21 protein-coding genes are annotated in these 23,074 nt (G+C 46.5%); 5 read left to right on the top strand and 16 right to left on the bottom strand.

Going from position 1 to position 23,074, the window contains the following annotated elements; translation table 11 throughout:
- Positions 1-21 precede the first annotated feature (21 nt).
- A complete protein-coding gene (locus C0068_RS08605; RefSeq protein ID WP_103684082.1) occupies positions 22-1,080 on the top strand; it encodes a protein-glutamate methylesterase/protein-glutamine glutaminase in 1,059 nt (352 codons plus the stop codon).
- Positions 1,081-1,138: 58 nt separating this feature from the next.
- On the opposite strand, the gene C0068_RS08600 is transcribed toward C0068_RS08605, so the two are convergent.
- Positions 1,139-1,417, bottom strand: a complete 279-nt coding sequence (locus C0068_RS08600; protein WP_103684081.1) for a late competence development ComFB family protein — start codon at positions 1,415-1,417, stop codon at positions 1,139-1,141.
- Positions 1,418-1,712: 295 nt separating this feature from the next.
- Between C0068_RS08600 and C0068_RS08595 the strand changes: the two genes are divergently transcribed.
- On the top strand, positions 1,713-4,346 hold the full coding sequence (locus C0068_RS08595; protein ID WP_103684080.1) for a methyl-accepting chemotaxis protein: 2,634 nt from the start codon (positions 1,713-1,715) through the stop codon (positions 4,344-4,346).
- A gap of 140 nt (positions 4,347-4,486) precedes the next feature.
- Here C0068_RS08595 and mutS read toward each other — a convergent pair whose 3' ends face one another.
- Positions 4,487-7,072 (bottom strand): DNA mismatch repair protein MutS, encoded by a 2,586-nt coding sequence (mutS, locus tag C0068_RS08590; RefSeq protein WP_103684079.1) that lies wholly within the window; start codon positions 7,070-7,072, stop codon positions 4,487-4,489.
- Positions 7,073-7,233: 161 nt separating this feature from the next.
- A complete protein-coding gene (locus C0068_RS08585) occupies positions 7,234-7,932 on the bottom strand; it encodes a spermidine synthase (protein WP_103684078.1) in 699 nt (232 codons plus the stop codon).
- 283 nt (positions 7,933-8,215) lie between these two features.
- On the opposite strand from C0068_RS08585, the gene recA reads away from it, so the two are divergent.
- The gene (gene recA / locus C0068_RS08580) at positions 8,216-9,250 is read left to right on the top strand and encodes a recombinase RecA (protein ID WP_103684077.1); all 1,035 of its coding nucleotides are present in this window, start codon (positions 8,216-8,218) and stop codon (positions 9,248-9,250) included.
- Between the two features lie 97 nt (positions 9,251-9,347).
- Here recA and C0068_RS08575 read toward each other — a convergent pair whose 3' ends face one another.
- From C0068_RS08575 to C0068_RS08520, 12 genes are all read right to left on the bottom strand, one after another.
- Positions 9,348-10,508, bottom strand: coding sequence for a PilT/PilU family type 4a pilus ATPase (locus C0068_RS08575; RefSeq protein WP_103684076.1), 1,161 nt, complete (start codon positions 10,506-10,508; stop codon positions 9,348-9,350).
- Between the two features lie 80 nt (positions 10,509-10,588).
- Positions 10,589-12,601: a pilus assembly protein TadG-related protein gene (locus C0068_RS08570; protein ID WP_103684075.1), complete on the bottom strand. Its 2,013-nt coding sequence runs from the start codon at positions 12,599-12,601 to the stop codon at positions 10,589-10,591.
- 7 nt (positions 12,602-12,608) lie between these two features.
- A complete protein-coding gene (locus C0068_RS08565) occupies positions 12,609-12,878 on the bottom strand; it encodes a DUF3613 domain-containing protein (RefSeq protein ID WP_103684074.1) in 270 nt (89 codons plus the stop codon).
- Positions 12,875-13,576, bottom strand: coding sequence for a tetratricopeptide repeat protein (locus tag C0068_RS08560; protein WP_103684073.1), 702 nt, complete (start codon positions 13,574-13,576; stop codon positions 12,875-12,877). Before C0068_RS08560 ends, C0068_RS08565 begins: the two co-directional genes overlap by 4 nt.
- A 16-nt stretch (positions 13,577-13,592) precedes the next feature.
- Positions 13,593-14,462 carry a type II secretion system F family protein gene (locus C0068_RS08555; RefSeq protein ID WP_103684072.1) on the bottom strand — a complete coding sequence of 290 codons (870 nt, stop codon included), beginning with the start codon at positions 14,460-14,462 and terminating at the stop codon, positions 13,593-13,595.
- Between the two features lie 11 nt (positions 14,463-14,473).
- Positions 14,474-15,337 (bottom strand): type II secretion system F family protein, encoded by an 864-nt coding sequence (locus C0068_RS08550; protein ID WP_103684071.1) that lies wholly within the window; start codon positions 15,335-15,337, stop codon positions 14,474-14,476.
- A gap of 17 nt (positions 15,338-15,354) precedes the next feature.
- Positions 15,355-16,608: a TadA family conjugal transfer-associated ATPase gene (locus C0068_RS08545; RefSeq protein ID WP_103684070.1), complete on the bottom strand. Its 1,254-nt coding sequence runs from the start codon at positions 16,606-16,608 to the stop codon at positions 15,355-15,357.
- Between the two features lie 16 nt (positions 16,609-16,624).
- Positions 16,625-17,938: a type II and III secretion system protein family protein gene (locus C0068_RS08540; protein ID WP_158249951.1), complete on the bottom strand. Its 1,314-nt coding sequence runs from the start codon at positions 17,936-17,938 to the stop codon at positions 16,625-16,627.
- Positions 17,939-17,979: 41 nt separating this feature from the next.
- A complete protein-coding gene (gene cpaB / locus C0068_RS08535; protein ID WP_103684068.1) occupies positions 17,980-18,900 on the bottom strand; it encodes a Flp pilus assembly protein CpaB in 921 nt (306 codons plus the stop codon).
- A gap of 317 nt (positions 18,901-19,217) precedes the next feature.
- Complete coding sequence (locus tag C0068_RS08530; protein WP_158249950.1) at positions 19,218-19,679, bottom strand: TadE/TadG family type IV pilus assembly protein; 462 nt, start codon at positions 19,677-19,679, stop codon at positions 19,218-19,220.
- Between the two features lie 67 nt (positions 19,680-19,746).
- The gene (locus C0068_RS08525) at positions 19,747-20,220 is read right to left on the bottom strand and encodes a prepilin peptidase (RefSeq protein ID WP_103684066.1); all 474 of its coding nucleotides are present in this window, start codon (positions 20,218-20,220) and stop codon (positions 19,747-19,749) included.
- 9 nt (positions 20,221-20,229) lie between these two features.
- Positions 20,230-20,454, bottom strand: a complete 225-nt coding sequence (locus tag C0068_RS08520) for a Flp family type IVb pilin (protein WP_233208776.1) — start codon at positions 20,452-20,454, stop codon at positions 20,230-20,232.
- 175 nt (positions 20,455-20,629) lie between these two features.
- Between C0068_RS08520 and C0068_RS08515 the strand changes: the two genes are divergently transcribed.
- Positions 20,630-21,070, top strand: coding sequence for a regulatory protein RecX (locus C0068_RS08515; protein ID WP_103684065.1), 441 nt, complete (start codon positions 20,630-20,632; stop codon positions 21,068-21,070).
- 40 nt (positions 21,071-21,110) lie between these two features.
- Here C0068_RS08515 and C0068_RS08510 read toward each other — a convergent pair whose 3' ends face one another.
- Positions 21,111-22,262 (bottom strand): IS4 family transposase, encoded by a 1,152-nt coding sequence (locus C0068_RS08510; RefSeq protein WP_103684064.1) that lies wholly within the window; start codon positions 22,260-22,262, stop codon positions 21,111-21,113.
- 363 nt (positions 22,263-22,625) lie between these two features.
- Between C0068_RS08510 and C0068_RS08505 the strand changes: the two genes are divergently transcribed.
- Complete coding sequence (locus C0068_RS08505; protein WP_103684063.1) at positions 22,626-23,057, top strand: Spy/CpxP family protein refolding chaperone; 432 nt, start codon at positions 22,626-22,628, stop codon at positions 23,055-23,057.
- Positions 23,058-23,074 lie beyond the last annotated feature (17 nt).

Genomic DNA, 23,074 nt, shown 5'->3' with positions numbered 1-23,074 from the left:
ACTTAGCTTGGTGTTTACAGGATGACGGTAGAGAATAATCCTATTCGCGTTGTTGTCGTAGACGACTCTGCGTTAATGAGAAGGGTGTTGTCAGACATTCTCAATAGTGACATGAATATTGAGGTGGTGGCGACGGCACGAGATCCATTTGACGCGCGTGAAAAAATAAAACTACATAACCCAGATGTAATTACACTTGATGTAGAAATGCCTCGCATGGATGGGCTGCAATTTTTAAAAAACTTAATGCGCTTGCGTCCGATGCCAGTTGTGATGGTGTCTTCCTTAACGACGCGGCACGCCGGTGTTACTTTAGAAGCAATGCAGATGGGGGCTTTTGACTTTGTCGCAAAACCAGAAATTGATATTGCAAGGGGGCTTGCTGAATCTGGTCAGGATATCATTGAAAAGGTTAAAGCAGCTTCCCAGGCAAACGTCACCCATTTAGCTACCTTGGCTCATGCGCGAATTCCGCTTGCGGCGCCTAAGATCAGCAGTTATAGAACAACGGATCAGCTTATTGCGATTGGTGCGTCTACCGGTGGGACAGAGGCAATACGTGTGGTGTTGCAGGGGATGCCAGCAGACTGTCCGGGTATTGTGATTGTTCAGCATATTCCAGGTATGTTCAGCAGCTCTTTTGCAGAGCGCTTAAATTCTCTGTGCTGCGTCACTGTAAAGGAGGCTGAGGATGGCGATAGAATTTTAAGCGGTCACGTTTATATCGCGCCGGGGGAAAAACATCTAAGCGTTGTACGCGATGGTGCTCAGTATCGTTGTCGGGTGTCTGATGAAGACCCTGTTAATCGACATCGTCCTTCAGTGGATGTGCTATTTCATTCTGTGGCGACGGCTGCGGGGAGCAATGCTACTGGTGTTATTTTAACTGGTATGGGTAAGGACGGAGCAATAGGCATGAAGGCAATGCATGATAAAGGTGCATACACTATTGCCCAGTCTGAGCAGTCTTCAGTAGTTTGGGGTATGCCCGGTTCCGCGGTGCGTTTAGAGGGCGTTGATCGCGTAGTGGAGCTTGTCGATATCGCAGAATTACTCGCAAGTAGTACTGCCCACGCCTGAATTTTTTAACTATGATGGCTTAACCATCTATTTTTATTCGTTGATCGGATTGCTGTCTTTAATCTCGCATAGCCTCTCGTCTGCCTGATTTAACAATACTTATCGCTTTTTCTAGCGCGGTGTCTATACCGCGCAGTGCGGATTGATATTCCTCTGGTGAGAGGTTGATGCGCATATCCATTGTGCTTTTAACATACTGCGGCCTAAGTTGATTTAGAGTTAGGCAGATTACATCTTGAAGATGCTCCTCGCTCATGGACTTTTCTAGCTGTCTTTTTGCTATTGCGTCTTCTAGTAATATTTCAGAAAAATTGGTGATTCTGTCAGATATAAGCACGGTGAGACCCTATAAAAATACCTTATTTTATAGAAGGTACGCCGCCTAGTGCGTGTATAAAATAAGGGCTTACCGAAGAGGCGTCATTTAAGCCTTACATTTTTTAAGAAGTGTATTGCTAAAAATGTAAATGAATGCAGCTTGGTATGGCCTTTAATATCTAATACTGCTTATGCGTATTTTCCACAGTTTCATATATTGCGCTGACATGCAGAATAGGAAGTCACTAATTCTGTCTATTGCGTCGTTAACGCAATGGCCTGTCCCCGTCCGAAAGGCGAGCAAGGAGTTTTAAATGGCGACCAGAGCTAAGAGCGCAACCTCAACTGCAAAGAGCCGAGCGGTAAGCGCGGCGCCAACGCGGACTAGAAGCGCCAACACCGTAGAGTGCGGCCAAATACTCAAAGCAATAGGCGAGTCGCAGGCAATTATAGAATTTAATTTAGACGGTACAATACTCTCTGCTAATCAAAACTTTTTAAATGTCATGAAATACGATGAGGCTGAACTAAAAGGCCAGCATCACCGCATTTTTGTGTCCGATGATTATGCGGACTCATCCAAGTATTCAGCATTTTGGGAATCATTAGCTCGCGGTGAGTCTAAGTCTGGCGAGTTTGAGCAGTTTGATAAAAATGGCAATGTGGTGTGGATTCAGGCTTCTTATAATCCGGTTTTTAACAAAGCGGGAAAGCCGATTAGAGTTATTAAAATAGCGAGCGATATTACCCATAATAAATTACTTAATGCCGATTTTGAGGGGCAAATTCGCGCTATAGATAAAAATCAGGCGGTGATCCATTTCAGTCCAGAGGGCAAAATTCTCCACGCCAACGATAATTTTGTTAAAGCGTTGGGCTATTCCCTAGAGGAAATTTGTGGCAATCATCATTCCATGTTTATGCCAACGGAAGAACGAAATTCAGAGGCATATAAGCAGTTTTGGCAGCAATTAGCAGAAGGCCAAGCCCACGTAGGCGAATTTAGACGAATTAAAAAAGACCGTTCAGATATCTGGATTCAAGCATCGTATACACCGATAAAAGATTTATCTGGCCGCGTCATTAAAGTGGTCAAGTATGCTAGCGATATAACCGAGCAGAAACTTGCTAACGCAGATTTTAAAGGCCAGATAGATGGGATTAGCGCAACGCAAGCGGTGATATCGTTTAAGCCCGATGGCACTATTTTACATGCCAATAATAATTTTCTTTCCGCCTTGGGTTATAAACTAGACGAAGTAAAAAATCAGCATCACCGTATGTTTGTCGATCCTAGCTACGGGCGCTCGGCCGAGTATGACGCCTTTTGGGATCGCTTAGCCCATGGCGAAGCGCAAATTGGCGAGTTTCGACGAATCCGCAAAGACGGCAAAGATATCTGGATTCAAGCCTCGTACACTCCTATTAAAGATATGAGTGGTAAGGTATTTAAGGTAGTTAAATACGCTACAGATGTGACGGAGCAGAAATTACGCAATGCAGATTTTGAGGGGCAGATTGCCGGCATTCGATCCTCGCAAGCCGTTATCCAGTTTGAAACCGATGGCACGATTATCGAGGCAAATGATAATTTCCTTAATGCTCTGCAATATCGCCGTGAAGAAATAGAGGGGCAGCATCACAGCAAATTTGTAGACCCACAATTCGCACAGTCGTCAGAGTATCGCGATTTTTGGGCAGCCCTTGCTCGAGGCGAAGCTCAGGTCGGTGAATTTAGGCGCATTAAACGTGATGGTTCAGATATTTGGATTCAAGCCTCGTATACACCGGTGAAGGATGCGAACGGTAAGGTATTTAAAGTTGTTAAATATGCTAGCGACATTACTGAACAAAAGCAGACCGTTGTTGAGGTAGGTAAATTAATTGACGCAGCGAAACGCGGCGAATTAGATGATCGCGCGGCGGTAGAGGGAACAAGCGGCGATAGTCGAGTTCTGCGAGAAAATATTAATGCGATGCTCGATGCTATTACCGCGCCTATAAATGAAGTGGCGCTAGTAATGCAGGCCGTTGCTGAGAAGGATTTAACCTACTATGTTCAAGGCGAATACCACGGTAAATTTGAGGAGCTTCAAAACAACACCAACTCGGCAATTGGCCAATTAGCTGATTTTATGGCGCTGGTTATGAATTCATCGGGTGAGGTTTCATCGGCCTCTGCGCTGATCGCTTCTAGCAGCCATTCAGTGGCTACGGGCGCGGCTCAGCAGGCAAGTGCCTTAGAGCAAACCGGTGCATCCTTAGAGCAAATCTCGGCGCAAACAAAGCAGAATGCAGAGAATACTAAAGCAGCGAAGGGGCTTGCCGAGTCCACCCAAGGAATGGCGCAAAATGGTAGCGAAACCGTTGACCGCATGGTCGGTGCGATGGATAAAATCAAAGCGGCAGCGGTCAATACCAGCGCTATTATTGGCGATATTAATGAGATCGCTTTCCAAACGAATTTATTGGCGCTGAATGCGGCGGTTGAAGCGGCTAGAGCCGGCGAAGCGGGCCGGAGTTTTGCCGTCGTTGCTGAAGAGGTAAGAAACCTAGCCTTGCGCGCCAAGGTAGCAGCGACAAAAACCGAGAAGTTAATTGCCGAATCAACCGAGATGGCAGAGGAAGGAAGCTCACTGTCAAAAGACGTGAGTGTAAAGCTTGGCGATATTATTGCTGCGGTTGATAAGGTGACAAGCATTGTTGCAGAGATTGCCCTAGCGAGTGATGAGCAGGCCCTCGGTATTCAGCAGGTTAATTCGGCGATGGGTGAGATGGATAGAGTCGTGCAAACCTCCGCTGCAAATGCAGAGGAGTCATCTAGTGCGGCTGAGCAGCTTTCTGCTCAAGCTAAAGAACTCAATGCCATGGTTGAAGAGTTCAGGATCGAGCAAGGTTTTGAGCATGAGCCGGTCGCTAAGCAGTATGGTGTGCGAGGCGTTGCCTAAGCTCTGTGCACAATAGCGACATCCCACTTTATACGGCGGCGCCTAAGTTAGATGCATAGACGCCGCCGATAACATTTTTCGACGATATAACTTTAAGAGCCAGTGATAAAATAAAACTTGCGGCCTGTTTCCTTTCCCGATTATGACAATAGCTTTGCCTTTAAGGTGTAGAGCAATTCCTGTGCTTGTCTTGGGCTTAGGTTATCAGGATCAATATTTTCTAGAGCCTCAATGACGGGATGTTCCTCGGCCGGTGCCGCAAATAAATCTGTTTGCGGCCCCGCTGTAATGAGTTGGCCGTGGGCGATAGCTTGATTCTCTAATTGCTGTAATTTTGTTTTTGCAGCGCTGACCACGTTGGCGGGAATCCCCGCTAATTTTGCTACTTGTAGACCGTAGCTTCGATTTGCTGGTCCTTCTTCAACGCGGTGCAAAAACACGATGTGATCGTTGTGCTCGGTAACACCAAGATGGACATTGGCGGCTTTCGGGTGGCTGTCTGGCAGCACTGTTAGCTCAAAATAGTGGGTCGCAAATAGGGTAAAGCCCTGCACGCGATCAGCGAGGTCAATAGCACAGGCCCAGGCTAAGGATAAGCCGTCGAAGGTACTTGTTCCTCGACCAATTTCGTCCATGAGAATGAGGCTTTTGTCAGTGGCGTTGTGGAGAATGTTGGCGGTTTCGGTCATTTCCACCATGAAGGTAGAGCGGCCACCGGCAAGGTCGTCGGAGGAGCCAATGCGGGTGAAAATCTGGTCAACCAAGCTCAGTTTTACTGCTTTAGCTGGTACAAAACTGCCGATATGGGCTAGCAGAACAATCAATGCAGTTTGGCGCATATAGGTCGATTTACCGCCCATATTGGGGCCGGTAATGATCAGGGTACGGCGGTCTTGGGCCAGCTTTACATCGTTGGCGATAAAGGGTTCGTCAAGCACGCTTTCAACCACAGGGTGGCGCCCCTGGCTAATATCTAGCATGGGCTGGTCGCAAAATTCAGGCTGGCATAGCTCTAGCTGGACTGCGCGTTCAGCCAAATTTGCAATGACGTCTAGCTCACAAAGTGCCTGGGAAGAGGTTTGTAAGCCGTTGAGTTCGTCGTTTAAGGCATCTAATAGTGAATCATAAAGATACTTTTCCCGCGCCAGAGCGCGGCTTTTGCTACTCAGGGCTTTGTCTTCAAAGGTTTTAAGTTCGGGTGTGATAAAGCGTTCGGCATTTTTTAAGGTTTGTCTGCGTACATATTCCACGGGCGCTTGTGCGGCTTGTAGCTTGCTGATTTCAATATAGTAGCCATGAACTCGGTTGTAGCCGACTTTCAATGTACTTAAACCGGTTTTCTCACGCTCGCGGCGCTCCATTGCTAATAGGAACTCTCCCGCGTCGCTACTAAGGCTGCGCAGTTCGTCCAGCTCGCTGTCGTAGCCCTCGGCGATAACGCCGCCGTCTCTCAGCACCATCGGTGGATTTTCTGCCACAGCGCGGGCGAGTAAATCGTCTAAGGTCGGAAATTCGTTAACCTCAGTTCTGAGCTTCTGCAGATAAGGTATGTCTAAGGCTTTGAGTTGGCTTTGCAAAAGCGGCAATGTTGCTAATGAACGCTGAAGACGCGATAAGTCGCGGGGCCGTGCTGAGCGCAGTGCTACCCGAGACAGAATTCGTTCTAGGTCACCGATTTGTTTGAGTGTGTCGCGAATGTTTTCAAATTGATAATTTTCGATTAAACCAATAATGCCGCTTTGACGCGCTGTAAGTGTTGATTTATTGCGCAGCGGGCGATGTAGCCAGCGTCGTAGCAAGCGGCTTCCCATTGCAGTTTGGCAGCGATCAAACACCGAGGCGAGGGTGTTTTCGGTCCCGCCGCCGAGGTTTATATCCAACTCTAGATTCCGGCGGGTTGCCGCGTCCATTGCTACTGCGTCGTCGCGTGATTCGTGCTTGAGCTGGCGTATATGGGGTAGGGCGGTTCTTTGGGTATCTTTTACATATTGCAGTAAACAGCCCGCAGCGCCGATGCCAAGACTCAAGGTGTCGCAGCCAAAGCCTGCGAGATCCTGAACGCCAAAGTGCTGGCATAGTCCGCGGGTGGCGGCGTCTATATCAAATTCCCAGGGCGGCACGCGGCGCAGGCCAGGAAGCTTCGGCATGTCCTCGATCAGGAGGTCTTCCGACATCAATAATTCAGCGGGGCGTAAGCGCTGTAACTCACCAATAAATGCGGCGTGGTTGGGCACTTCTAAGACGTGGAAGCGGCCGCTACTCATATCCAGCACAGCGATGCCGATCTGTTGGCCAAGGCCGCAGGCCGCGAGCAGCAGGGCGTCTTTGCGTTCATCTAATAGGGCTTCGTCACTGATTGTGCCTGGGGTGACAATTCTTGCAACGGCGCGTTCTACCGGGCCTTTGCTTGTTGTCGGGTCGCCGATTTGCTCGCAAATCGCCACAGACCAACCGCCTTTAACAAGTTTGGCAAGGTAGCCTTCTACCGCGTGGTAAGGCACGCCGCACATGGGGATTGGATTGCCGCCTGATTTGCCGCGGGCAGTAAGAGTAATATCTAGCAGTTCTGATGCGCGCTTGGCGTCGTCAAAGAAAAGCTCGTAAAAATCCCCCATGCGATAAAAGACAATTTCATGCGGATGCTCAGCCTTAATTTTTAAATACTGCTGCATCATTGGCGTATGGCTGGAGAGGTCTGAACTGTGGGTGTTTGAGTCGAGTGCCATGGCGGTTAGGGTGGCCTTATTTATTGCATTGGTGTTTGACGGAAAGAGCGCAAGAATAGCAAACCAAGTGCAAAACCACTATTCGCAGGCGGAGTGAATGCGCGGATTTCTTTAAGGAGCTTCTGCACAACCAGCCTTGTACCCGGTTGTGCAGAGGCTCCTTAATTACTACTGGTGCTGCGCCAAGGTCGTTGGGCAATAAAGATAGTATGCCGACTTCCTTTGCCGACGCGGGCGCGAACAGTGTGGATTGACACTTTAAAACGCGCTTTTTTAAGACGGATGGTGAACATGCTGTCGGCGCCCGCCGACCAAATGGCCAAAATGCCTTCTGGTTTAAGGGCCTCAAATATTGTTTCCAAGCCACTTTGTGAGTACAGCCAGTTATTATCGCTATGGGTAAGTCCCTCTGGGCCGTTATCTACATCCAGCAAAATCGCGTCGTATTTCTCTATTTCGACCTTTAGTAGTTCGGCGACATCGCCCAAATAAACCTCTGTGCGCGGGTCTTGCAAAGGGTTCTTTGCGCATTCACCTAAGGGGCCCTTATTCCAAACTACGACCTCAGGAATAAGCTCTGCCACCGTCACTTTCGCGGTACTGGCTACTGCCTCCAAGGTCGCAGCCAAGGTGTAGCCCATCCCTAAGCCGCCAACCAGTACGTGGGCGTCGGCCTTGTCTTTTAATTCGGCGCAACCGAGTTCGGCAAGTACCTGTTCCGAATTAAAGATGCGGCTATTCATAAGCTCACCGCGCACGCCGGACAGGCGAATCGAGAACTCCTCGCCGCGTTGCGATAATTGCAGTTCACCGCCGTTATTGGGAATTTGGGCAATGCCGAGCTTTTTCCAAGGAATCATAGTGGCTCTAATGTTATGGCTATTGGTAGCATGGATAATTTGGACGCGAACTTTAGCACAGTTCTTTGCCGGTCTATTATCTATGGCCTCGGGTGCCGCCTAATTGGCTGAGTTTTGGGTGTTGGTGGGCGCCTATTTTTGTTTGAATAAGGGCTAGTGAAAGAAATTGCGTTCTGGCATTGACAAGCGCCTGGATAATACTGATCATATATACAGTTGTATGGCTGGTGACGAGTTAAGGCCATCGTAATTTACATCAACCTCCACAAAGGGTAGAGAGCACATGGATCCTAATAAGCAAAAGGCACTGGAGTCAGCGCTAGGTCAGATTGAGCGTCAGTTCGGTAAGGGTTCGATCATGAAAATGGGCGATAGCTCACGGGAAGTGATGCCCTCGGTTTCGACCGGATCGCTAGGTCTTGATATTGCCCTTGGCATAGGTGGCTTGCCCTATGGCCGTATTGTGGAAATCTACGGGCCGGAATCGTCTGGTAAAACAACGCTGTGTTTACAGGTGATGGCAGAAGCGCAAAAAGCCGGTAAGACCGTTGCGATAGTCGACGCCGAGCACGCGCTTGATCCGCAGTACGCGGAAAAATTGGGTGTTAACCTGGAAGATCTTTTGGTATCTCAGCCAGACACTGGCGAACAAGCCTTAGAAATTACCGATATGCTAGTTCGCTCTGGCTCAGTCGATGTCATTGTAATCGACTCGGTGGCGGCACTGGTGCCAAAAGCAGAGATAGAAGGCGATATGGGGGACTCCCATGTCGGTTTGCAGGCACGTTTAATGTCACAAGCCCTACGTAAGTTGACGGGTAGTATTAAACAAACCAATACCTTGGTTATTTTTATTAACCAAATTCGTATGAAAATCGGCGTTATGTTTGGTAACCCAGAGACTACCTCTGGCGGTAATGCACTGAAATTCTACGCCTCTGTTCGTTTGGATATCCGCCGTATTGGTGCGGTTAAAGAGGGTGAAGAAGTTACCGGTAACGAAACCCGCGTTAAGGTTGTTAAGAACAAGGTATCTCCACCGTTTAAACAGGCTGAATTCCAGATTCTGTACGGCCGGGGTATATATCGTCTTGGCGAAGTGATTGACCTTGGCGTTAAGCTCGGCTTGGTTGATAAGTCTGGTGCATGGTACGCCTATAAAGGGGATAAAATCGGTCAAGGTAAGGCGAATGCAGCCAAGCATCTTGCTGAGCATCCTGAGATTGCCGCTGAAATTGAAGGCAATATACGGGAGCAGTTGCTACCCAAGCCAAGCGCTAAAAAGATTGCTGATGAAGCGGTAGTAGAGTCTGAGTAAATAGCATTGGCAGTAAAGCGGGCGATATTTCGCGCTGCTTTACTGCTTTTTAGCTTACCGTGTGTTTTGTTTTAAGTTTGTTTCCTGAGCTGAAGATTTAAAGTACCTCACCGTCGTCGTCATTTTCGATGCTCAGTGAAAATGAGCTTCGTTTCTCTTCTTTCTCAATTTCTTCAACATTGCCCTCAGGAATGCCACGGCTGCTGCGTAGTTTTATTTGCAGGCGCAGGTTGTTTGCAGAGTCAGCATTTTTTAAGGCATCTTCGAAGGAAATCCTGCCGCTTTCATAGAGTTTGAATAGGGCAGAGTCGAAAGTTTGCATCCCCATATTTTCTGACTTCGCCATAATCTCCTTAATGGTTTCTATCTCTCCCTTGTGAATTGCCTGGGCGACGCTGGGTGTGCCTAAAAGAATTTCTATAGCTGCTGCGCGTTTGCCATCCGTGGTGGGAATAAGGCGTTGCGACACAAAACATTTTAAATTGAGGGATAAGTCCAACAGCAGTTGATTGCGTCGTTCTTCGGGGAAGAAGTTGATGATGCGATCTAGGGCTTGGTTTGCATTATTGGCGTGTAATGTTGAAATGCAAAGGTGGCCAGTTTCAGCAAACGCGATCGCATGTTCCATCGTTTCACGATCTCTAATCTCACCGATAAGAATGACATCTGGTGCCTGCCTGAGGGTGTTTTTTAGTGCCTGATGGAAGCTCCGAGTATCCATGCCGATCTCACGCTGATTAATAATGCTGCGTTTGTGTCGGTGCAAAAACTCGATGGGATCTTCAATCGTAATAATATGGCCACTGCTATTGGTATTGCGGTGGTCTATTAATGCGGCCAGAGAGGTAGATTTACCCGAGCCCGTCGCGCCGACAAACAGGACCAAGCCACGCTTAGTCATAATCACGTCTTTCAATATCGGCGGTAGACCGAGTGAATCGGCATTTGGTATTTCAGTGACAATATTCCGCGCAACAATAGAAATTTCATTGCGCTGCTTAAAAATATTGACACGGAAACGACCAACCCGTGGGATATGGTAGGCCAAGTTCATTTCTAATTCTTGCTCGAACTCTTCAACCTGGTCGCTATCCATAATGGCGTAGGCAATAGCTTTAATGTCGCCGGGTAGAAACGGCTCTTTTTGTAAAGGCTTAAGCTTGCCGTGAAACTTGGCGCAGGGTGGGGCGCCAGTGCTTAAAAAGAGATCTGAGCCATCGTTTTTGGCCAGTAGGGTTAAATAATCATCAAAAGTCACTTGTCCACCACCTGATTGTTATGACGTCATTGTCCTTTATTGTAGATCTATTTTACGGATGATGGAGTTCATGTGTACTTTTAATTGGTTAATCTCACCTTGTCATTCTCGCATGTAAGCGCTGCGCCTACTTCGGCATTGGCTAAATTGACACCAAGTGTATCCAGCAAGGAGTTAACCACTGGGTCTAGAATAGGCGAAAGCGCCGTTGTAATTATTGCATCCAAGCTAGAGACTAGGCTGTTGGCTACGTTACCGACTAGATTGAGTACGCCACCTAATAGGTTGCCGTTAGTTGGTTCATAGAATTCAAGCTCTATTCCAGTGAGCGTGCTCGACAAACTGGCTACAGGGTCGTCGGCAGAAAATGCTTGATATGAATTTTCAATATCTTCTTTCACGTCAGGTAAGTAAGTATCGTCAGGATTATTCTCGAATGAAGGTAAGTTTTCAGGGCCATCTCCGAGGATAGTTGTATCTAGCTTTAGGCCAATGCCACCTCCAGCAAAATCGTCACGATCTGCTAAGCTTTTATCCGATGTCCATCCTGCTCCCAGTCTGTAGCTGTAACTGCAAAATAGTAAAGCACAAGTTTTTCTAACGTGGATAGTGCCGATATCAATGATTGGGATGGGCTCTACTACAAGTTCATCTGAAGAAAAGACATTGTTCGAAGCATCTTCAGTATCACTGCCGAACTGTCCTAATGCTACAGATACCGTTGAGGTAGAAACCTCAGCATCAAGTGTTTTGGTGCCATCAATGTCACAATCTGCGTTTTTAACTCGGGCGATTCCTGAACCTGCATTAATTGCAATATCGACTCTAGGTGATTCTAATATTTTAATATCTATTTGGTCCTTTTCCTCGACGCAACTCACAAGACATAAAATATCACCAACCAAGCCAACTAGATCGAGGGATAACAAGCTGTTTACAATATTACTAACTTCAGAAATCAGGGGTGCAGACAGCAGCGCGTCAAGGCTGTTCAATACAGAGCCAACAATGGGTAAATCTAAAGAAATAAATGTTCTTACCTGCGATGTTTGGGCAAATATACCGTTACTGCCGTAAGGATTCATTTCCGCTAAGTTCGGATTGCCAATCCCTGTTTGTGCTGGTTCGGTGATTTTTGCACGTACCGTTGCATCTATAATCCCAAGTGGGATGCCAACGTCAGCAACTATACCGCTTTCACGATTTGCCAGCTGAATGCTACCTTCGATCAACTGCATAACACCTAAATCAACATCGACAGATGTCTCGGTGGCATCAGTTTGTATAGCCAATATTTCACCGAGCTGAATATTCGGTATACCAAGCGGGATATCTGATAACAGTGATTGCAATGCACTAACAGTTGCATTGCTGGCTCCATCAGCCTGTAGAACATCAGCACTTACATCGAGTATCTCAGATAGACTTACATCTGTAGTGAGAAGCGTGTCATAGGCGCCAGCTGTTACACCTATTTCTGAGGCAAGGGCATCAAAATAACTTAGTAGATTTATATTGGTATCTAACAGGCTTTGCCAGTCACCAACAGTTAAATTTAAAGTTGTACCGAGTAAACCACCAAGTACCGAATTAATTATCCCTTCGTCTACTGTTGCAATACTTGAACGTATGGATATTAGCGCGGTAGGTTCACAAGCCTTAGCTGTAGCGGATGCACTTAATTCGATTTTGTCATCTTCAGGTTTTAATATTCTTCCAAAAAGGGATGTATTAATTTTATAATCAAGAATAACGGTGACGGAATAACCTGAGTTGCTTACAGTGGCTGTTAGGTCATCAAGATTGCCATTGAAATTTCCGCGATCGCTTTTGAGTGTGTCGATTGTATCTACGCCTAGATCGCCGAGGGCATCTTCATCGATTACTCCGCGACAATAAAGCAACGCTGTCTCCAATGCTGCTAAATCAGCATTTTTCTGCAGCGACCTTTTTTCAAAATAGATCCGCCCTGTATCTGTAGTTATCGCGAGACAGGGCAACAGTACAAGTATTATCATTATTATGGAAAAGATTGTTGCGACGCCTCGTTGCGCATGATGAGGGCGAGCGTATTTTGGTCGCTGTTTTTGCATAGTTGTTTTACTCTACAGTGAAACTATCTTCGCTAAAACGTTCAGGAATCGCGTGGGAGAAGCTTTTAACGTAGCGGTTATATACTTCGGTACTGACTTTGCCGCTGAGATGTTGCTCATGCTCACTCGCATATTGGCCTGAGCGTTGTTGGTCGAGCAGTTTTTGCGTTGTCGTTTTTGGCGTTGAATTTGGCGTATAAATAATTTCCGGCTCAGCAAATGCGGAGATAGAAAGTGCGGATACGCTAAAAGCGAAGGCAATAGTTAGTTTTTTCATAATGCGGTTCCTCTTTTCACGATGTTGTTGCCGGCAATGGTAGGTTGTTTAAAACTGTTGGCTTGACTGAGTAGTTCTCTAAATTCTGAAGAGGGAATTCCGTTATTTTTGGCCATGCGAAGTGCAGTTCGGCCGTCCCCATCTAGTATTAAGCTCATGACCATATTGCGAATAGCGACTGGGTGGCCTGGTTGTAGTTGCAGGGCGGTCATAAATTCCCGTTGGGCAGCTTTAAATTCTTTGTGTGCCAGTAATATAAAGCCGTAATCATTACGAATGTCAGCATTGCTTGGCGCTAGGCGACGCGCTTTAAGCATTTGCTGATGCGCTTGTGGTATGTCGCCACGGGTTGCTAGAATTTTCGCCATTCCAGCGTGGCCGTAAGCAGCCATGCAGCTTAGGCTTAAATTGCGGTAGCTGGCGTATGCCTCTGTTAACAAGCCAGTATTGCGCTGCGCTTCGGCGCGCAGTCTCAGTACGCGGGGAGAGCTGTCTGGCGCCTTTTCGAGATACGCGAGTGCTGAGTAATATTGTTTTTCAGTGACTTGCTGTTCTATTAGGTCAAGAGTGACACTTTCTTCCTTACTCATTGCTTGATTGCAATTATTTGCTGCAATTTGTTTGCTGCTTGGCATGCTAGAGCAGCCACTGAGAATAATGAAGGCCAAGCTGCATACGGCCGCGGTGACTTTATTCATTTGAAATGCTCCTTCCTTAGTTACCTAAATTCCCTAGTGCACTAGTAACAGACATAAGGGCTGGACCCGCAACTACGATTAGTAGTGCTGGAAACAAAAACACCATCATTACCAACGACATTTTTCCCGACATTTTGTTGACTTGCTCCGCCAAATCCAACCTGCGGCGGTTTTGCAATAGTTTGTAAAGTTCATCTAGAGCCTTGTCTATACTGCCACCGGTAATGGCTTGTTGGCGGACTACGATTAGGTATTCTTTAAACCCTTCCGCATTGGTGCAGCCAATTAATTCGTAAAGCGCTTCTTCCTGGCTTTGGCCGGATTCAATTTTATTTACGGCGAGCTGTAGTTCCTGCGAGCAGGTGGGTGCAAGATTGCGTAATTGGTCACAAATAATCGCCAATGTTTTGGGAAGTGATAAGCCCACGCGCCATAGCATCCTTGTTGTTTGAACTAATATCAGCGTTTCCTGATTGAGTTTTTCTTGTCTATTAGCTGCAATCTGCTTAAGGAAAAAATAAGCTAAATAGACTAGTAGGATTAAACCCAATGTTACTGCGAATAGTATGGTCATTGGTGGGGTGCCATTGAAATATGTATATATACCAAGGCATATAGTGATAGTTACAATAGCAATGAATGTAATTGTCGTTGCATTGACTTGTTGTTCTGAGTTGAATAGCCCAGCACGGCGTAATAATTGTGATAGAGAGGCGATATGGGTGTTTTCTTCTCGTAATTGTCGCCACATATCCTTCGAGTTAAATTCAAACTCTTGCGATTTTCCCGAAGAAGCTGTTTCGACGTGAGCAATAGCCAAGAGCAGTACCGGTGCAGTACATAATATAATTGCACCCATTATATAATAGAGATGATGTGCTTCCATGTTAATTCTCCTTAGGCTCCAATCGATTTGATCATGCGCCACAGTACGACAACACCAAGAAACTGCATTGTTACCGCAAGAACAAGTGCTTGTTGTCCGCCAACACTATTCCACATATCTGTAAGAAAGTTGGGGTTGCTATAAAAAGTGTAGGCTGCAATAGCTGGCGGTAAAGCAGCTAGTATGGCGGCGGTAACTCTGGTTTCGCCGGTCATTGCGCTGAGCTCGCGCTTGCCTGAGTCCTGCATTCTTAAGATATCGACGATGTCATCGAGAATAGATCGAATGCTGCCGCCGTATTGTTCGTTTATACGTAGAGCCGTGGCCAGTACATCGAATTCGTTCAGTTGATTTACCCTAGCTTCACGTTCAAAGGCTTGATGGAGGTCGTAGCCATAATGAACTCGACGTACAACCCGTCTCATTACTGTTCCTAGGGGGCGCTCCAATGTCTCGACTGAGTCAGCAAAGGCATTTTCTACGGAAACACCAGCAGATAGTCGACGAGTTACTTGATTTACGAATGAGGGGAGTTGATTCAACATCTTGGCGCGGCGCTGTGAGCCAATAATCTTTACCAGCGAGTAGGCAATAAATATAAGCCCAGCCGTGCTAAGTACGCCTATGTTAAGCGGCAAAAGTAGTAGGCTTAATGCAATACCTGTAATTAGAGTTGCAATTGCAGCGTAGACAATAGCGGGGGGAAGCTCTACGCCATTGCTGCCCAGATAATTCTCTAGGGCTGCGGGTAGTTTTGCTCCGGCTTCGGGTATTATTTCATTCTCGGGTGTTGTTTCCTCAGATTCTCCGCTGATGATCATCAACACAACGAAGGCTAAACCGATTAAGAGCAACGCAAGTGCAATCCATAACATAGTGATGCCTCCTTTACTTATATGTGCGCCATATCTGCGGAGCGGGCGGTATTTTTTGCGCCATCAACACGGAGGACTTTTCTGCTTGCATCGTCGTAAGCAAAAATATCTTTGAGCGTTAATTCGTTATTGATGACGTGTAGCTCCGAGATTTGTAAAACGCAGCGACGGCCATCGGATTTACGACCGATGTGTACGATTAAGTCCAATGCACTTCCGATCATTTTTAGAATTAAATCGCCAGTGCCTTTAAACCCAGAAATTCCCACCATCATTTCTAGGCGGGTGATTGCGTCTCGTGCTGAGTTGGCGTGAACGGTACTCATTGAGCCGTTGTGCCCAGTGTTCATTGCTTGCAAGACGTCGAGTATTTCACCGCCGCGGCTTTCACCTACGATAATTCTGTCGGGTCGCATACGCAGTGCATTTTTTACTAATTCTCTGGCGCTAACTTCACCGACGCCTTCATTGTTTTCTGGGCGGGTTTCTAAACGTACAACGTGGCCGTTTCTAAGCTGAAGTTCGGCGGCATCTTCTATGGTGACAATTCGTTCGGTATTCGGGATGAACTGACTTAATATATTCAGCAGCGTGGTCTTACCTGAGCCCGTCGCTCCACTTATCAGAATATTGGTGCGGTTAGCGACGGCATTGGTTAAGTATTCCAATACCTCTTCGCTGATAGAGCCTGTTGCTAATAGCTCTTGTGCGGTAAGTGGATCTTTCCGGAATTTACGAATAGATAGGCAGGGGCCATCCAGTGCTAGAGGTGGCACTATTGCGTTGATACGGCTGCCGTCTTCAAGGCGACCGTCAACGATAGGGCTAGACTCGTCTATGCGGCGTCCCAGTGGTGAAATCATACGCCGAATAACTCGCAGAACATGACGATTATCGAGAAATCGTATATTCGCTTTTTCAAGGACACCTGCGCGCTCGATATAAATACTATGCGGCCCATTAATTAAAATGTCGTTGATGGTAGGATCCTCTAGCAATCCCTGTAGGGGCCCGAAGCCGACTATTTCATTCAGCAAGTGTTTTTCTAAGGAATTGAACGTTTCGCGGTCAATTGTTGCCTCGTATATCCGGCAATACTGGCGGATATACGCCGAAATGGCTTCTTCTAGTTTTCTTTGATTGTCGTCATAGATAATTTTGTCATCTTCAATTCTGTCGATAACAAATTTATGCATGTCCGATTTTAGTTTTTCATAGTCGTCAGTAGGTGCAACTTGCTTACTGGGTGCTTTACGTTCCATGAGTTTCATGACGAATACCTAATAATCAGTTAGAGAAGCCGACGCCGGCTGACGATTTTTTAGAGACAGCTGGCTTGCTACCTTTCTGGGGGTTGCCGAATAACATGCTCGTAAATGAGGGGGTGTAATCCTTGTATATGTCTCCAGGTAATTCACGTAGCTCTGTGTTTTTGGCAATGGGTTTTACCAAATGTGGCGTGACAATCATCACCAATTCTTTGTCGTCCTGCTCAAAGCGAGTGGAGCGGAATAGTGCACCTAGAATTGGGATGTCGCCGAGACCTGGGATTTTATCGGCGTTGTTATAGGTGTTGCGAGTAACCAAGCCGCTGATAATGAAGCTTTCGCCAGGTGCAAGTTGAATCGCGGTGTCGGTGCGCCGCACGCGTAGAGCAGGTACTGATACGCCGCCAGACTGTACGCCGCTACTAAAATCTAAATCGCTCACTTCTGGTGCGACTTTTAACATAATGCTGTTTTCGCTTAGCACGGTGGGTGTAAGGCGAAGGCGAACCCCAAACTCTTTAAATTCTATTTGGACTTGGCCATCGTTACTTGACACTGGGTAGGGGAACTCACCACCGGCTAAAAAGCTGGCCGTCTGGCCAGATAAACTCACTAGCGATGGTTCTGCCAAGGTATAGGCATAGCCATTCTGTTGGAGTGCATTAACTGCGGCGTTGAAGTTAGAGCCCGCGTGGCCGATCAGGATGGATGAGGTATTGCTCGATGTAACAAGCCCCCCCATTAGTGAGTCTATACCGCCAATTATGCCTGATATGTTTGGCAGTAAACCCGCTGCACCAACCGCAAATGCTGTGTCGCCACCAGTACGCGCTAGTGCTGTACCGATTTGTTTTAATTGCGAACGACTATATTCGACAATTCTGATGTCAGTTTGAACTTGAATTGCGCCTTGTTGAACAGTGTTGTCGATGACTTTTTCACCGGCTTCGCTGATCAGTTGATCATGTTGAGCTAGTGACTGGGTTCGTCCTTGAAGCACAATATTATTACCGCTAGCGTCTATCGCCACACCAGCGGTGCTTGAGTTGGCAATATCTGGCACAACGTCAATTTTAAAGGTGGTTGGATCGCCGCTACCTTGCCAGAGCAATAGCTGTGTTGAGCCAACTTGTTTGGCCGTGATTAAAAACTGCTTAGAATTCAGCACTTTTAGGCTTGCGATAGCAGGATTACCCATGGCAGAGCGTTTTACACTGTGCTGTGTTGTTAGCGCCTGTTGCTCACCGGTTGTCATCCGCAGAGTTTTATATGGACTTGCCTGAGCCACCGTAGCGAGTGCAATCAGCAAGCTGAATATGAATCCTTTTTTCATTGTGGATACTCCTTGTTGGCTTGGTAGTTTGCTCGCGTTCATTAGTTACGTACCGTGATAGTTTCGACCGAGTCACCGCTGTATACATAAACAGATTTTGGTGCTGGTGGTGGTTTTAAGCCGGTAACGTCGCGAATAAATGCAGTGCGATCCGCGTCGTTAATATGCTTGTTTTTGGCTGGGTCTGAGTTATTTGTTGTGGTTGTTGCCAGATATGACTCTATGTCTGCTTCGCCCAAGGCGACTAAGCGGAGCTCGCCACTTTCTTCAGCTAAGCTAAGTAAAGGGATATCCTCTAGCGCAATCTCAAGAACGGCAGAGCGGCTGCTTTTTCCGGATCCTTTTTCGCTTTTAGAGGTGGATTTACCTTTCTTGTCCGTCACGACGATGTTTTTGTCCTTGCTTTCTACATCGGTACCAAATGCTATCAAGCGAACATTTTTAAGTAGGCGGCGTGACATACTTTTGTTGTAGGTTGCTTTAGATGCTCTAGTAGAGAAGATGACATCTACGCGGTCACCCGCTTGTAAAAAGCCACCGGCGCTCGAGGTCTCATTCACTTTGATGGCCAATGCCCGATAACCAGGGGTGATGTGGGGTGCTAATGTGCTTTGCTTTTCAAAGTCGCTTTCTCGCAATATGGCGCCAGCAGCCACTTTAGACTCAAGCTTTTTATTGATGATGTCACTCGCCTGTGTGAAGCTGCCATCAACCATTAATGGGTAGGGGATAAGTTGTACGTCTTCGGTACGGATAATCTCGCCCTTATTCATGCCTCGGTTGGCAATATATAGCTTTTGGGCATAGGCAAAATCGCTTTGCTCTGCTGTGCTGGCTTGAGCTTGAGAAACGGAGCGACTTTTTGATGAGTCTTCTTGGCTAATTTTGTAGCCAATTATCCCCATGAATACGGCGCTAATGATTAGCAGTGCCGCGATAATTTTTAATGTCCTTGCTTGCATAGTCGTATCCCTAAAGGTCAATAAACTGCTGGTTTATTTATTACCGCTGTCTTTGAGTTGATCTTATGCACTGTGTCGTAGTGCTGCTATTGTGGGTGTTACGTATAGGGGTTAAGAGTTGTGTGCTTATGTATGGTGAGGAAGATTAGAAAGGTGCTTTTGCGGGGTGAAAATGTGAGAGGTATCACAGATTTTTATGGTTAATAGCTTTAGCTGATTCCGGTTATAGCCTGATGTCTTGTGTATATGAAAATGCATGTATATTTGCGTAAATAATTTTGTATGTTGGTGCGATTTAAGGTTTTATCTGGCCTATGCTAAAAGAGCAGGCTTGCTCTGCCAACCAATTTACTCTCCGTGTTATTACTTAGGTCAAGCAGCTTAAATCCAAAAATTGAAACGGCTGTTAGCGGGGTGGCCCGTATTTCAAGAGTGCATATGAGATCTGCGTCGCAAAAAGTATTGTCCTTTGAGTAGTATGAAGAGGGGGATATGAGAAGAAGGTCTGCTGCGAACTCCGCATATGTTTGACTTATTTCACAGTCATATTTTAATTTTTCTTCCTCAATGTCGGTGCAAGCGGCATATTCGGAACCGATGGCCTTACGAAGTATTTCTTCACTTGCATAAGTCATGTTTTGGATTACGAGAAAGGCGAGTGCATAAGCGATTACCGCGTAGCATATAGTAAATAACACGGGAAATATGATGACAAATTCAATCGCGACGACGCCTTTTTGCCGCTGCGAATTTGAGCGAAAAAATGTTGTGTTTGGCATCGTTTTTGCTCCATGCATAGTGCGCAAATAAATTGACCGTTTATTCTTGCTGATTGTGCCTTATATGCTAACTAAGTATATACGTGTATATGCTCATAAATAGAGCGCCTATTGCTATTGCGCTTCCTAGCGGTACGCCACGTTTAAGTGTGCAGCTAGTTAAATTAACTCTGTTATCACTGAGAGTGTTTGTTAATAATGTTTCTGAAAGTAGGTTGATGAATAGCATTAATAGCAGCAGGCCAAATACGCCTATTGAAAATACCCACAGTAATTGTGAAGGTGGCCACAGCGGGGCGATTGCCAGCATTAATTTTACATCGCCGCCGCCTACGATCCCTTTTAGATAGCCGGGTAGGGTAAGCGCTAGTCCAATGCCGATATTTATCATGATATATTGAATGGATATATCTGAGTAAAAGGCGGCACTAAATGCCGCCCATCCTGCGAGTATTAATACTAATTTATTGGGTATTCGACGTTGCTGCCAGTCAAGGTTCCCAATTAACATTAATAGAATAATGGTCGTAATTGATACCATACTTAAGAATTATTCTGCCGCGGGGTTTATTGCATCAATTTTATCGGTAATGTTATCGAACGAGCCTTTAAGACCGGCAGTCCCGCTTCCGTCAGTGGTGCCCGTGCCTAATATGTAGATAGCTGCAAGTATTACAACAACCAGAACAGCCGCCATAACCGCATACTCAATTGCGCTAGCGCCGCTCTCGTCATTTTTGAAGTTGTTTAGTTTGCTCATAATTTTGTTTAACATGATTCATTCTCCGTGATTAAAGTAGTAGGTCGAACATCGCAGGTTTCCCTCTCGGCCTTGGTGCTTACTTTGGTCTTTACACACATTGAAAGAAATAAGTAGTTGCCGAAGCTGGCTTAAGGGAAAACGTAGGTTTTGTGCGGAAATTGGACTTTTTTGTGATTTGGAGCACGTTTTGGCTGAAAGCCCGATAAAAAATATTCGCTTAAAAGCGATGGATTTTCTTGCAAGGCGGGAGTACTCACACAAAGAATTGAAGCAAAAATTGTTTGAGCGCTTTCCTGATAGTGCAGAAATTGAGCAAGTGCTAGATGGGCTTACAAAAGATGGCTTGCAATCTGATGCCCGCTTTGCGGATTCTTTTTTTCGTTTAAGGGTGAATGCCGGGTATGGCCCTAACTATATTCGAGCTGAATTACGGCAGCGCGGGATTGATGAGGCATTAGTTGCTGAGGTGTTTTCTGAGCAGGGCGTTGATTGGGGAGAGGCGGCTAGACAGGTATTTGACAAGAAGTTCAGCGGAGTAGATTTAAGCGATCAAAAAGCGCGCGCGAAATGTATGCGTTTTATGCAATACAAGGGCTTTACCTTCGATCAGATTAAAGATTTGTTTTGAGGTGATGTTAAAAGCCGACTCATTGCTGTCCCACAAATATTCATAGCAAGCAGAGCTGCGGATGATTGACGTTGTTCATCTGCTCTGGCGGATCGCCTCTCAGCAAAGGCAGCAACTCTCTGCGCTCAAATAAATTGAGCTGAAGAAGGCGAATCATTTGCTGCAGGCTGCGATCAATTTGGCTGCTGAACTTAATCCAGGCCAGCAGCAGATAGGCACACATGGCGATCCAAATCTGGGTCATGACCGCGTTTTTGGATGTGCCAACAAAGGATTTGATTTTCAGGTTTTGCTTGATGCATTTGAAGAACAATTCGATTTGCCAGCGGGACTTATAGATATCGGCAATCGTCTTGGCGGCAAGATGGAAATTATTGGTCAGAAACACATAGTGCTTGCCGGTTTCAGGGTCACGGAAGCCGATCCGGCGCAAAGGACCAGGGCAAGACTTTGCATTGGCGCCGGTGATGAGAATTGTCTGATCGCAGGTCAGGCCTTTGGATTTGATGGCATCGCGGCGTTCAACAATACGGTACGTGGCATTACGTTTTTGCCGGATGACAAAGAAAATTCCTTTATCATTCAGGGCGTTAAACCATGAATAATCAGTGTAGGCGCGATCCATGACCACAATGCTATCCGCAGGGAATTCAAGAACGCGACCGATAGTGACATCGTGCTTTTTACCATCGGTAATACTGACGAAGCTGGGAAGCAGTCCATCATGATCGAGGCCCACATGCACTTTTACCGCCCCTTTGGCGCGGCGGAATTTTGCCCAGGGAAACACGGAAAGGCAAAGGTCAATAGTGGTGGAGTCGAGGGAATACAGCTTATTCCCGAAACGAAATCCATGCTTTGGTGCGACGCCGTGGCAGCGGGAAAGCAGCTTATGAAACAGCGCTTCGTAAAGCGTATAGGGCTGACTTTCGTTGACGCGGGAAAGGGTGCTTCTCGTCACATTGCCGGCGCCGAGGTGGTAAAGCCGGGCTGCTTGAGCAGACAGGTTACTGACGATATCGCGCAAGCTGGATCGGCCAGAAAGTTGTGCCAGGCTCAGCGCAACGAACTGAGACCAGCGCGACATTTTGCGCAGTTTTTGCCCCTCGTGGTGCTGTTTAGCGAGGGTTTCAAATTCATGTCTCGATACCAGTTTCAGCAATTGAGAAAATACCGTGTTATGATGTGCCAAGGCTTGGATCTCCCTGTTTTTACAGTGTTTGGTCGCACATCCATTGTAGCAACTTGTTGAGGTTCAAGCCTTTTTTATGTCTGATTTATGGGACAGCAATGAAGCCGACTCTATTATTGATTTAAGATCGCTTCCGTTATTTTTATAGGTATTTTCTACCCTGTCCATCAGTCACTTTTTCCGATTACTATGGTTCGAGGCTTAGGCAGCATTGCTGCATTTGCCAACAAGCGTTAAAAATTTGCTTAAAATGCGCATTTACTACTGTAAACTGCGTTTTTGTACAGTTTTTCGCCTCGGTTTGGTGTCGTTTGCGACCTTAAACAGAGGCCTCGTCTCAGTACAACTGTTTGTGGGGAAGTTATGAAGAAATTTAGTTCTATTGTTTTGTTGACGGCGGCATTGGCCGGTTTTGCTAGCGCGCCTGTCTATGCGCAAGATGCCGCTTTTGGTGGTGCGCGCTTAGAGACCTTAACAGAGCAACTGAAGTTAACAAATGACCAGCAATTGAAAATAAAGGCATTGTTGGAAAATTACGCTAAAGAAGCGGCGGTAATTCGTGATGGTCTTATTGCTGCGCAAGAAAGCATCCGACGCGTGAATCTAGCGCGGCTCGGCGATGCCGATGTGAAGCGTTTAAGCCGGGAGGCGGGACGTTTGTCCTCAGAGCATACCGCGGCGTTGTTGAATACTCAGCGGGGTTTCTACGCGCTTTTGGATAAGGGGCAAAAGCAGGCTTATAACAAAATGCGTGCAGAAGCCCTTGAAGCCGCGGCGATTATGAACGGCAAATAAGGAATATCTATTAACAA

This window comes from Zhongshania marina (assembly GCF_002915595.1).
In the GTDB taxonomy this organism is placed as follows: Bacteria; Pseudomonadota; Gammaproteobacteria; order Pseudomonadales; family Spongiibacteraceae; genus Spongiibacter; species Spongiibacter marinus_B.
This window is presented reverse-complemented; position numbering and strand designations above follow the sequence as displayed.

What these genes read in the sequence shown, in the direction of transcription:
- C0068_RS08530 (WP_158249950.1), bottom strand. Translation starts at nt 19,679, where the DNA reads ATGCCAAACACAACATTTTTTCGCTCAAATTCGCAGCGGCAAAAAGGC.
- C0068_RS08585 (WP_103684078.1), bottom strand. Translation starts at nt 7,932, where the DNA reads ATGATTCCTTGGAAAAAGCTCGGCATTGCCCAAATTCCCAATAACGGC.
- C0068_RS08595 (WP_103684080.1), top strand. Translation starts at nt 1,713, where the DNA reads ATGGCGACCAGAGCTAAGAGCGCAACCTCAACTGCAAAGAGCCGAGCG.
- mutS (WP_103684079.1), bottom strand. Translation starts at nt 7,072, where the DNA reads ATGGCACTCGACTCAAACACCCACAGTTCAGACCTCTCCAGCCATACG.
- C0068_RS08565 (WP_103684074.1), bottom strand. Translation starts at nt 12,878, where the DNA reads ATGAAAAAACTAACTATTGCCTTCGCTTTTAGCGTATCCGCACTTTCT.
- C0068_RS08550 (WP_103684071.1), bottom strand. Translation starts at nt 15,337, where the DNA reads ATGTTATGGATTGCACTTGCGTTGCTCTTAATCGGTTTAGCCTTCGTT.
- recA (WP_103684077.1), top strand. Translation starts at nt 8,216, where the DNA reads ATGGATCCTAATAAGCAAAAGGCACTGGAGTCAGCGCTAGGTCAGATT.
- C0068_RS08505 (WP_103684063.1), top strand. Translation starts at nt 22,626, where the DNA reads ATGAAGAAATTTAGTTCTATTGTTTTGTTGACGGCGGCATTGGCCGGT.
- C0068_RS08545 (WP_103684070.1), bottom strand. Translation starts at nt 16,608, where the DNA reads ATGAAACTCATGGAACGTAAAGCACCCAGTAAGCAAGTTGCACCTACT.
- C0068_RS08605 (WP_103684082.1), top strand. Translation starts at nt 22, where the DNA reads ATGACGGTAGAGAATAATCCTATTCGCGTTGTTGTCGTAGACGACTCT.
- C0068_RS08555 (WP_103684072.1), bottom strand. Translation starts at nt 14,462, where the DNA reads ATGGAAGCACATCATCTCTATTATATAATGGGTGCAATTATATTATGT.
- C0068_RS08525 (WP_103684066.1), bottom strand. Translation starts at nt 20,220, where the DNA reads ATGGTATCAATTACGACCATTATTCTATTAATGTTAATTGGGAACCTT.
- C0068_RS08520 (WP_233208776.1), bottom strand. Translation starts at nt 20,454, where the DNA reads ATGTTAAACAAAATTATGAGCAAACTAAACAACTTCAAAAATGACGAG.
- C0068_RS08560 (WP_103684073.1), bottom strand. Translation starts at nt 13,576, where the DNA reads ATGAATAAAGTCACCGCGGCCGTATGCAGCTTGGCCTTCATTATTCTC.
- cpaB (WP_103684068.1), bottom strand. Translation starts at nt 18,900, where the DNA reads ATGCAAGCAAGGACATTAAAAATTATCGCGGCACTGCTAATCATTAGC.
- C0068_RS08540 (WP_158249951.1), bottom strand. Translation starts at nt 17,938, where the DNA reads ATGAAAAAAGGATTCATATTCAGCTTGCTGATTGCACTCGCTACGGTG.
- C0068_RS08570 (WP_103684075.1), bottom strand. Translation starts at nt 12,601, where the DNA reads ATGCAAAAACAGCGACCAAAATACGCTCGCCCTCATCATGCGCAACGA.